This window comes from Brotaphodocola sp. (assembly GCF_050873065.1).
Lineage (GTDB): Bacteria > Bacillota > Clostridia > Lachnospirales > Lachnospiraceae > Brotaphodocola.
The window spans coordinates 39199-50366 of the sequence record NZ_JBNMIC010000021.1 but is presented as its reverse complement, the minus strand read 5'-3'; the positions used below and the strand labels follow the sequence as shown (position 1 = coordinate 50366).

Genomic DNA, 11168 nt, shown 5'->3' with positions numbered 1-11168 from the left:
CAGGATACTCATAAGATGATTGATCATTCGATTAGAATACGATTTGCATAAATCTAATTTTTTAAACTGGTTGTATATGAATGCTGAATGATGTATAGTATTTGCAGGAGACACCTTCTTTCGTGAATGCTGTAAATGTTGGTTTGGGCACTTTCATTATACAACACAATCGAATTCAAGGTGTCTTTCTTTTATGCAAAATCACGAACTTGCTCATTTATAGTTTATTTTAAGAAAAACTCTCTTTTTATCAAACAGAGTAGAGAAATGATTCTGTTTTGAGATAAGAAGGGAGCTTTTTTATTTTGCGGGGAAGGCTGTTTTTTAGCAGAAGCAGATACTTAATAATAGAAAACATGTAGTTCTTTGAAAAATGAAATTAGAAGATGAAAAAGAAAAAAAGATACAAATGAATAAAAAAGATAAAATTGATTGACAACATTTAGGGGGGGTTACAATTATAACACACATTAAGGCACGATAAGGGGGGAGTTTTTTTATGGTGACTTTTTCGATGTTGAGCAAACCGGGAAATCGAGAAAATAATGAAGACAGTATTGGAATGTATCAGGATGAAAATCGATATTGCTTTATTTTAGCGGATGGACTTGGCGGTCATGGAAAGGGAGAAGTTGCGTCAAGGCTGGCAGTGGATTCTGTCATAGAGAAGTTTGCACTGGGAAGAGAAGAAGAAAATTTCATAGATGGGGCATTTGCGCGTGCACAGGATGCCATTATAGAAAAGCAGGGTGAAGATCGCTTATATATGGATATGAAAACCACGCTGGTTGTTCTCGATATTGAAGACGAACAGATACAGTGGGGACATATCGGTGATTCCCGGCTTTATTTTTTTGAAAATAAAAAAATTGTGGAGAGAACGCTTGATCACAGTGTGCCTCAGATGCTTGTTGCAATCGGTCAGATAAAAGAGAAGGAGATTCGACATCACCCAGATCGGAACCGTCTGCTTCGAGTTCTTGGAACAGAGATGGATGAGATGAAACATCAGAAATCAGAAGAAATTCCAAGACAGAAAAATCAGGCATTTCTGCTCTGTTCTGACGGCTTCTGGGAGTTGATTGATGAGCGGAAAATGGAGAGTTGTCTGAAGCATGCAAAAACTCCGGAAGAGTGGTTAAGCAGTATGGAAGAAATTGTATTAAAGAACGGAAAAAATACAGATATGGACAATTACTCTGCGATTGCAGTCTGGCTAGAATAAAACAATAAAAGAAACAGCAATAGAATAGAAACTATTAAACGGGAACAAGGTACGGAAAAGGGAAATAAAAAAGCCTGTAAATAAAAAGAGAATGGAGAGGACAAAAGATGGCACTGATTAAATGTGGACATGGACATTATTATGACACGGAAAAATTCTCACAGTGTCCTTATTGTGGGATTTTCGCTGTGGATGAGGATGAAAAGACGGTTGCAGTAGATAATCAGGGAACTCAGGGGAGATTTGGAAAAGAGGAAAAGACAGTCGCTCTAAAAAAAATCCAGTTATTTGGAAAAAAACAGACCGTGGATGATACAGAAGAAAAGACGCAGGCGATCGATCAGAATCTGACGAAGAGAACAGAGCCGGATCTGCTCGCCGGATGGCTGGTATGTGTAAGTGGACCGGAAAAAGGAAAAGATTATCATTTATACCGGGGGTTCAATCGAATTGGAAGGGCAGAGAATCTGGATATCGCAATTCGAGAAGATCAGAAACTTAGTAGGGAGGCATCCTGTGCGGTGGTCTATGATGACCGTAGCAATCAGTTTTTTGCGGTACAGCAGGCTGGAGGAAGCGCATACTTAAACGAAAAACTTCTTATGCAGGCAGAAAAACTAAAAACTGGGGATCGGATCAAGGTTGGAGGCAGTGAGCTGGAATTTGTGGCATTCTGCAGAGAGGGGCATGTATGGAGCGAAGATTAAAACTGCAACCCCCCGGGTATCTGTTTTTGTGTCTGATCACAGCCCTGTTTTTAGGACTTGGAATTGGAAAAGAAAACTTGGTTTATGCGGAAGAAAATCGAAGCATAGAACAGGTATATGTAAATCTGCCAGAAGTGACGGTATATGGAAATGGAACAGCAGATGGAATTTCAGAGGCATATCTGGGATCTCAGAAATTAAATTTAGATTCGACAGAACAATTCGGACAGACCGGAGAGGCAGTCTATTACTGTATTCTTCTTGATGTATCAAACTCGATTCCAACTTCTTATTTTGAGGGAATCAAGGCATCGATCGGATCGTTTGAGCAGACTTTGCGGGCGCAGGATCGGATGCTTCTGTATACGTTTGGAGAAGAAGTTTCAATGCAGTTAGGAGAGGAACATACTCCGGAGCAGACGCAGGCGGTGCTTGCAAGTCTTAAAAATACGGATAATCGCACGTTATTGTTTGAGGCGATCAATCAGGCTTCGGATATGCTTGACCGTATTCCAGACGAGGTATGTAAGAGACGAGTGATGATCGTAATTTCGGATGGCGAGGATTTTACGATCGGAAAAACCGGGGCACAGGAAGCACAGAATATCTTGGCACAGAGAGGAATTCCAGTATATGCATTTGGAATTGCAGATACAGCCCGGGAAAACACAAACAGTTTTGGCGAGTTTGCGAGAACTTCTGGAGGAAATCTGACCGTATTTGAGGTGAGTGAAGCGGGACAGATTTTAAATAATTTTGCAAGACAGACAGAATCTGCAAATGTCTGGAAGTTTTCAGCGGAGACGAATATTGTCCCGAACAGCATGCAGTCATTTATGATGACCGGGGCAGATGGTCAGAAACTGACAAGGGATGTGATGGTATCCCGCTACATTCCGGATCGAACTGCTCCCGTTATTTTACGGGCAGAGTTGGTATCGGATCAGCAGTTGGAAGTGGAATTTTCGGAGCCGGTGGATGGATCGGATCAGGCTTCTGCTTATACACTGAAAATAGAAGAAGAGAAAAAAGAGAAAAAGGAAGAGAAGAAAGAGGACAGCGATCAGGACGACGAGAGTCAAAAAGAGGAAGATAAAGAAGATGAGGAGCAGGAAGAGCAAGAAACCCAGGTTGCAGATGTGACAATCACGGGTGTAACGATTTCCACAGACGCGTTAAATACTGTGATTCTGGCACTTTCCGAGAAGCCGAAGAGTGGAAATTACCAGCTTGTCTGCACCAATATCACAGATCGGTCCATGGAGAAAAATTTGGTGAGCGCTCCGGCATCTTTTGAAGTGGAGAAGGGATCATTCAAGGAGAGAACCTTTCAGGCAATCCGAGAATGGTACTGGATTGGACTGATTCTTCTGGCAGTCGTTTTGGTTGTGATTCTGCTTGTTGTTTATTACAAGGTGAAGAAAAAACATGGTGTGATCTATGTGGATGGAAAACCAGTGCTTGCCTCCAATGTAGAACTTCACAAGCATATCAAGATTGAGGAGGCTCAGAGCAAGTCGTTTGAGCTTGTGGTTCGGGCAAAGGGTTCTGCACCGGAGACTCTGAAACTCACGATGCAGGACAGCTTTATCATTGGACGGTCGAAGATCTGCAATCTCTATCTGGATGACAAACAGTTGTCACGTCAGCATTTCGCATTGGAGTGGGATGGAACACACATGTTTATCACAGATCTTGATACGACAAATGGAACGTTTGTAAATCATAAAAAAATTACAAAGAGAAATCCTTTGCGGGTGGGCGATGAGATTTCGGCTGGATCGCTGAGTTTTGTAATCAGATGGTAAGAAAAAATCAGGTGGTGATAGAAAGTGACACAGGAGATCAAAAAGATTTGTCCAAATTGTTTTTCGAGTCATTATGATCCGGAGCAAGGATGTCAGGACTGTGGATATCTGGAGAACCTTGAAAAACGTGGGACTTATGTCTTGCCGGTTTACACAATTCTTGCAGATCGGTATCTGATCGGGCGGGTTCTTGGAATCGGTGGTTTTGGAATTACCTATAAAGCATTTGACAGAAAGACGAGAGAAATCTGTGCGGTTAAGGAACTTGCACCATTTGGGCTTGTTTTTCGCAATCCGGGCGAATGTCAGATGCAGTTGAGTCATGCAAACTTTACGGCACAGTTCGATCACATCCAGATGCGATTTATCGAAGAAGCCCAGATGCTCAAAAAGTTTGAGACGATCTCGGGAATTGTTCAGGTTCGGGATTGCTTTAAGGCGAATCAGACTGCTTATTTTTCCATGGAATTTCTTGATGGAATGAACCTCAGAAAAATTGTTCAGGTGACAAAGGCAAGACTTTCTGTGGAGTCTGTCAATCACATTGTTCGCGAGGTGGGAGAGGCGATGGAACTCATTCATCGAAAGACGGGAATCCTTCATCGTGACATCAGCCCGGAGAATATTTATATTCTGAAAAATGGAACGGTAAAGCTGTTAGATTTTGGAAGTGCGAGACAGCAGAGTATGGACGAGAACAAGGAGTTTACTGTCCAGTATAAGCATGGATTTGCCCCACCGGAGCAGTACAGCAGAACCGGTCATCAGGGAACCTACACAGATGTCTATGCGCTTGCAAGCACCTATTACTATACGCTGACGGGAATTCCAATTCCGGATGCAATGGATCGTCTGGAGGGAGGAAATTATTTGCCACTCTCGAGTCTTCGCACAGATGTCAGCAAGTCTGTTTCGGAGGCGGTAGATCGGGCGTTAATTCTGGACTATCGGGAGCGGACACAGACGATGGCGCAGTTTCTTGAAGAGCTGAGCAATTCTGATAGTGGAGTAGCAGTTGAAAAGACGGGTGTTCCGTATTTGGAGTTGATTTCAGGTGCGCATGCGGGGATGAGATGGAAACTTCCGATGGATCAGGAGATAAAAATCGGGAGATCGCCGAAATGGAGCAATATTATTGTTTCGGAGGATGAGTGCATCAGCAAGCAACAGTGCTGTCTGACCTATGACAGCAAAAAGAGAGAATTTTTGCTGAGAGATGTCTCATCAAATGGTACGTTTGTGCAGGGAGAGCGCCTGGAGAAAGAACGGGAGTACCGATATTCTGAGAATGTTCAGATTTCTTTTGCGGGATCAGACTGTGTGTTGAGAGCGGGGATTTCTTATGAGTGATAGCAATGTGATCGAGCGGATTCAAAACAGGGAGAACAGCCCCATCTGTGGTGCGGTTTACAGCATTATCGGAGACCGGGAGTATCAGCAGGATTTTGCTGGCTTGGTTGTGGAAGAAAAAGGTACGCTTGCAGTTGTCTGTGATGGGATGGGCGGTTTGAATGGTGGAGAGGTGGCAAGCCGGGAGGCGGTACGACTCCTGCTTCAGGATTATGAACATATAGATCCCAAGCTGGGAATGCCACAGTTTTTGCTGGCGGAGGCAAGCCGGATGGATCAACTTGTCTCGATGATGAAGGATTCTAACGGAAAGGATCTTCATGCGGGAAGTACCGTTGTCTCGGTGATCGTTCAGAATGGACAGCTTTTCTGGATGTCGGTGGGGGACAGTCATATTTATGTTTTTCGCAGACCCACTATGGTCCGTGTCACAAAAGATCACAATTATCGTCAGGAAGTGACCGAGGCGTTAGAACATGGGGAGATCTCTTTTGATCAGTATGAACAGGAGCTGAATACGAAAAAAGTGGAGGCTCTGACCAGCTATCTGGGAATGGGAGGGCTGTGGAAAGTCGAGAGAAATCTTCATCCGCTGATGCTTGAGGACGGGGATGAGATTTTGCTGTGCAGTGATGGGCTGTATAAGAGTTTGGAGGAACAGCAGATTCAGGCATTGCTGGAAGATAATTACAGCAGTGTTCCGGTCGCAGTGAAGAGACTTGTGAGAATGGCGTGGGAGCAGTCAACCGGACATCAGGATAATACAACTGCAATCTTGCTGAAATATCGCAAGAAATAAAAAGATAATTAGAAATACAAATAAAAATACAAATAACAGGGATAAGGGAATTACAAGAGGAAAAAGACAGGGGGAGGACAGCTGTGAGCCGTTGCTATAATTGTATGAAAGAGTACCCGGACGGATTTGATGTCTGCCCGCACTGTGGATATGACAGGACAAAAGAAAATGAGAATTTGTACTATCTGAATCCGGGGACAGAGCTGTCGAATGGTCGCTATCTGATTGGAAGAGCGATCAATGCAGGTGGATTCGGTATTGTGTATAAGGCGTGGGATCATGTACTGAATAAAGAGCTGGCAATCAAGGAGTATTTTCCGGGAGGAATTGCCTCAAGACAGCCCGGAAGCAGTGAAGTTCAGATTTACTCAGAAAAGCGAATTCAGGCGTATGAAGAAGAAAAGCAACGCTTTCTGAACGAAGCGCGAACGGTTGCAAAGTTTAATGACCATCCTAACATTGTCGATGTATATGATTTCTTTGAGGAAAATCATACAGCATATATGGTGATGGAATATATGGATGGAATGAACTACAAGGAGTTTGTTCGTTCTCAGGGTGGAAAAGTGAAACCGCAGATTGCAGTCAGTGTGGCATTAGCAGTACTTGACGCACTCAGAGAGGTTCACAAGGCAAATATCATCCATCGTGACATCAATCCAAACAACATCTTCATCTGCAAGAGTGGAGTGGTCAAGCTGTTTGATTTTGGAACAGCCAGAATTCAGAAAATGGATATGACGACAGTTTTGACTCCGGGATATGCACCACCTGAGCAGTACAGCACGGGGGCAAAGCAGGGCGCATGGACGGATCTGTATGCGGTTGGAGCGACAACCTACTATGCGCTGACTGGAATCAAGCCGGAAGAGTCGACAGACCGAGAGCAGGAAGATCATGTGATTCCTCCTCATGAGGTGGATGCAGAGATTCCGCTTGAGCTGAGCAATACGATTATGAGAGCGATGGCAGTGAAACCGGAATTGAGATTTCAGAATACGGAGCAGTTTCGGGATGCGTTAATGAAGAAGAAAAATGTTCGCAACGTGGAGGAGGAGATTAAGCGAAGACGAAAGATCCGACTGATTCAGGTTACTTCTTTGACAGCAGTCTTTGCGCTTGCCGGAGTAGGTCTTTACAGTCAATATCGAAGCAGGAATGAGATGGGAACGTTACATTCCGCTGTGGTTACTGTGTGGATGCCTGCAAACAGGGATGAGAGCGTGGAAGAGGCACAGCAGAGATTCGACAATATGACGCAATCCTTTCAGCAGGAATATGGTCAGATTGAGTTGCAGGTGAAAGTGATTCCAGAACAGGAGTATGAAATGCAGATCAATGAATCTGCAAAGAACGGTACACTCCCGGATCTTTTTGAGAGTACAGAACTTGATCCTTCCTATGCAAGCAACTTAGAACCTCTCGATATGACGTGGCAGTTGCTTGCCTCGGCGGACTCCTCCTCGTACCTCTTTCTTGATCAGTATGAAAACTTGTTTCCGGATAAAAAACAGATGCCGTTGTGCTTCCAGATTCCAGTCGTTTATGCGAGAAGAGACTCGGAGATGGATGAAACAAAAATAGGGGAAGAAGTTCGATCCGGATATGAGACACTCAGAGAAAATGAGGATTTGTCCTACTCGGTTAAGGTGGATGATTTGAGGCTCTATGATCAGCTCCTGGGAGATGGATGCGCGGAGACTTATCGGGAACATCGGGGGCAATGGAAAGGAAATCAGGAATCAGATCAGGGACCGAATCAGAATCAGAGTCAGAGTCAGAGAAAATCAGAAGAGGGATATGAGTTGTTTAAGGATGGACAGGTGAAATTCTATCTCTCTGACACAAGTGACTATCGAAGAATCAATGAGGAGATGGGCGGGCAGTACCTGGTCATTCTTCCATTTGAAAAGCAGTTTGAGGTCCGTTTTGATCATCTGTGGAGTGTCAATGCAAACTCGGATGAGAATCAGAAGAAAGCATCAGAATGGCTGATTTATTATATGCTGTCAGATCAGGCACAGAATGTGATCGGCGTGAAATCACAGAGGGGAGTCCCGCTGAGTCGCAGGATGTGTGAGGTGTTTGCAGATGTCTATGAGGGAGACTTAAAGTTAAAGGACGAGATTCAAAACGGAAGAGCACTCGGAAGCGAGTGGATGCAGGAGAATCAGAGATACATAAGGGAATGGGAAGGAAACGAGTAAATGGATACAAGATCGCAGAAAGAACCACTCTTGCTGGTGATTTCCCCGGACGGGAGTGTGAAAGAGTATCATCTGAATCAGTTGAACAGAGATGTCTATGACATCGGACGAAGTGGGACGAATGATATTGTGCTGGACAGCAATGTGGTATCCCATGAGCATGGAAGGCTGACGAGAAGTGGAGAAAACTTCTTTTATGAGGATTTAAACAGCAACAACGGCACCTATGTGGATGTGCTGGGAAATAAGAGATATTTAAAGAAAACCACAGCGACAATCGAGCTTCGAGATGGAATGGTTTTGAATATTGGGGGACTCAAGAAACAGGGAGCGGTTTATCTGCTTTATTCGCTCTGTCAGGAGAATGAGAGCTGGAAGAAAATCAGCATCAATAAAAAGAAACTCTCGATCGGACGGGAAGCTGGAAATGATATTGTGCTGGAACATCCGGCAGTATCGAGATTTCATGCCGTGATTGAACCGCTTGGCGATGAGGAGTATGAACTGGTCAGTGTAAACAGCACGAATGGAACTTTGCTGAATGGCAAACTCATAGAGGGAAGACAGAAGCTGAGTGAGTTTGATATGATTCAGATTTTTGCCTTTCAAATGATTTATATTCAGGGGTGCATTTTTTATAAGAAACGTTCCGAGGGAATCAATCTCACCGTCTCTCATCTCGGAAAGGTTGTGGGAAAGAGCAAAAGGAAAGAACTGCTTCACGATGTGAACCTGCAAATTGAGAGCAATGAGTTTGTCGCAATCATCGGTGGCTCTGGAGCGGGAAAGACCACGCTGATGAATGCGATCAGCGGTTTTGACCGGGCAGTTACCGGAAATGTCTACTGCAATGGCATGAATCTGTTTGAGAATTTCAAGTATATGAAGAGTATCATCGGATATGTGCCCCAGGAGGACATCATTTATCAGAATCTGACTTTGCGCAGAATGTTGGAGTACACGGCAAGACTCAAGATGTCAGGAGACATCACGAAGGAGGAGAGAGAGCGACAGATTGACAGTGTGCTGGAAATGGTGGAGCTTGTTCCACAGCAGAATACGTTTATCCGAAAGCTCTCCGGTGGACAGAAAAAGAGAGCGAGCATTGCAGTAGAGCTTCTGGCAGACCCGCATCTGTTCTTCTTGGATGAGCCGACTTCGGGACTTGACCCGGGCACAGAACAGAATCTGATGAGAACGCTGAACCGTCTGGCAAAGACGAGAAACAAGACGATCATCATGGTAACCCACACGATTCAGAATCTGGATTTATGTGATCGCATTATCCTGATGGGAACAGGGGGACGGTGCTGTTTCTCCGGAACATTTGAAGAGGCAAAGATGTTCTTTGACACGGAGAATCTCGCAGATGCATACAACAAGGTTTCGGCAAACTCTGCGATGTGGGAAAAGGAGTTTGCGAAATTTCAGGAGAGGGATTACACACCTTCCGAAGAAAAACGGGAACCGGCGCGAACCAGATACAGCGGAAAGCGCACTTCTGCGATTCGTCAGTGGGGAATTCTTGTACAGCGGTATGCAGAACTGCTCAAAAATGATATGGCGCGTCTCGCCATCATGTTGCTTCAACCGGTTATCATCGGTCTGATGCTCTATCTGGTCGCAGATGAGAGCGTGTTTGACATCTACGAAAACACAAAGACAATGATGTTTGCTCTGTGCTGTTCGGGAATCTGGATTGGACTGTTCAACTCCATCCAGGAGGTCTGCAAGGAGCGAAGCATTTTGAGACGAGAGTATATGACGAATCTGAAACTTCCGGTTTATATGTTCAGCAAGTTCTTTGTGCAGATGGGAATTGGAGGAATCCAGGCCGTTCTGTTATCCGGAAGTTTTCTGATTGCAGTTGGAAAGAGTGGAGAGGGAGTGTTCTTAGACAGTTTTGTCCCGGAGATTATGCTCACAATCTGGCTTGTGATTCTTGCCTCGGAGGCGATGGGATTTGTTGTCTCGGCAAATGCAAAGTCCGGGGACAAGGCGATGGTGGCAGCACCGTTTCTCCTGATTATTCAGCTCCTGTTTTCAGGAATCCTGTTTAAGCTCGAGAATGTCGGAGAGTGGATTTCCTACATGACGGTCAGCAGATGGACGGTGGAGGCACTCGGAAGTGTTGTCAAGTTGAATGATCTCTCGCTGAAAATGCAGGAGGAGTACCCGATGATCGAGCATGAGGCAGAGGAGTTCTTCGAGTCGACGAGTGCACATGTCTCTTCCTGTTGGGGAATTCTGGCAGGGATGACGATTTTCTTTTTGGTGATTGCGACGATCAGTCTGAGACGACTGCCGAAGGATTCAAGATAGGGGGGATAAACGATGGACTGGTTAAAGATATGGTGTGGAATTGTATTAATTTTATGGGCGATTTTTTTAATCATTGGTCTTTTGTCAAAGCGGGAAGAATTTGATATGTGTCAGGAAACGACCGGAAAAGTCCTCCATGTAAAGCGGGGATTTTCGGTCACATATATGATTTTTGGAGCCTGGGTAGCGCTGTTTCGAGGTCATGTATCCGGATTTTTTACCTGTCTTCTTGTTCAGCTCTTTTCGGGTGGACTGGGAACCTTTGTCCTGGCATTTCATTATAATGGGATGTACATCAACTGGCTGGTAAAAAATGGATACAAGAGAGTTCCTGAAAAAGATGAGTATGAAGAAATTCCATTGACGGGAGAAAAAGTGATTGAACCGGAAAAAGGGGATACGCTTCATGGCGATGACAACGAGACGAGAATTCTTCCGAAAGGTGGTCTCATCGGCATTAAGGGATTTTACCAGGGCGCAGAGATTCCTCTGAATCTTGGAGAAAAGATTGTGATTGGTCGTGATCAGGAAAAGAGCAATCTGATTATCTCAGCAAAGGAGATCAGCAGAAAGCACTGTGAGATCAGTTTTGATCCGGTCAGCAAAGAATATATTGTCTGTGATGAATCGACAAATGGAGTTTATTTGGGAGATGGATCAAGAATAGAATCTAAGAAACCGGTTCACTTAAAATCCGGAACTGTTTTGCAGATGGGACAGACCGAGCATATGTTTAAATTGAAATGATGG

Annotated in this window: 8 protein-coding genes; all 8 read left to right on the top strand. The window is 44.5% G+C overall.

What is annotated here, in order from left to right; all coding sequences use genetic code 11:
* Positions 1 to 499 precede the first annotated feature (499 nt).
* The 8 genes from ACR0QE_RS07445 (at position 500) to ACR0QE_RS07410 (ending at position 11165) form a co-directional block, all read left to right on the top strand.
* Entirely contained in the window at positions 500 to 1225 is a 726-nt protein-coding gene (locus tag ACR0QE_RS07445) for a PP2C family protein-serine/threonine phosphatase (protein ID WP_432627738.1), read from the top strand.
* Positions 1226 to 1332: 107 nt separating this feature from the next.
* On the top strand, positions 1333 to 1932 hold the full coding sequence (locus ACR0QE_RS07440; RefSeq protein ID WP_432627737.1) for an FHA domain-containing protein: 600 nt from the start codon (positions 1333 to 1335) through the stop codon (positions 1930 to 1932).
* A complete protein-coding gene (locus tag ACR0QE_RS07435; protein WP_432627736.1) occupies positions 1917 to 3740 on the top strand; it encodes an FHA domain-containing protein in 1824 nt (607 codons plus the stop codon). The genes ACR0QE_RS07440 and ACR0QE_RS07435 overlap by 16 nt, the downstream gene beginning before the upstream one ends.
* A gap of 24 nt (positions 3741 to 3764) precedes the next feature.
* Entirely contained in the window at positions 3765 to 5090 is a 1326-nt protein-coding gene (locus ACR0QE_RS07430; RefSeq protein WP_432627735.1) for an FHA domain-containing serine/threonine-protein kinase, read from the top strand.
* Positions 5083 to 5889: a PP2C family protein-serine/threonine phosphatase gene (locus ACR0QE_RS07425; protein ID WP_432627734.1), complete on the top strand. Its 807-nt coding sequence runs from the start codon at positions 5083 to 5085 to the stop codon at positions 5887 to 5889. Before ACR0QE_RS07430 ends, ACR0QE_RS07425 begins: the two co-directional genes overlap by 8 nt.
* 83 nt (positions 5890 to 5972) lie before the next feature.
* Complete coding sequence (locus tag ACR0QE_RS07420) at positions 5973 to 8096, top strand: protein kinase domain-containing protein (RefSeq protein WP_432627733.1); 2124 nt, start codon at positions 5973 to 5975, stop codon at positions 8094 to 8096.
* Positions 8097 to 10418, top strand: a complete 2322-nt coding sequence (locus tag ACR0QE_RS07415) for an FHA domain-containing protein (protein ID WP_432627732.1) — start codon at positions 8097 to 8099, stop codon at positions 10416 to 10418. It begins immediately after the preceding gene.
* A gap of 105 nt (positions 10419 to 10523) precedes the next feature.
* A complete protein-coding gene (locus ACR0QE_RS07410) occupies positions 10524 to 11165 on the top strand; it encodes an FHA domain-containing protein (protein WP_432627731.1) in 642 nt (213 codons plus the stop codon).
* Positions 11166 to 11168: the final 3 nt, after the last annotated feature.

Excerpts from the sequence above, each read along its gene's own strand:
- ACR0QE_RS07445 (WP_432627738.1), top strand. The coding sequence starts at position 500 with ATGGTGACTTTTTCGATGTTGAGCAAACCGGGAAATCGAGAAAATAAT.
- ACR0QE_RS07440 (WP_432627737.1), top strand. The coding sequence starts at position 1,333 with ATGGCACTGATTAAATGTGGACATGGACATTATTATGACACGGAAAAA.
- ACR0QE_RS07435 (WP_432627736.1), top strand. The coding sequence starts at position 1,917 with ATGGAGCGAAGATTAAAACTGCAACCCCCCGGGTATCTGTTTTTGTGT.
- ACR0QE_RS07425 (WP_432627734.1), top strand. The coding sequence starts at position 5,083 with ATGAGTGATAGCAATGTGATCGAGCGGATTCAAAACAGGGAGAACAGC.
- ACR0QE_RS07415 (WP_432627732.1), top strand. The coding sequence starts at position 8,097 with ATGGATACAAGATCGCAGAAAGAACCACTCTTGCTGGTGATTTCCCCG.
- ACR0QE_RS07410 (WP_432627731.1), top strand. The coding sequence starts at position 10,524 with ATGTGTCAGGAAACGACCGGAAAAGTCCTCCATGTAAAGCGGGGATTT.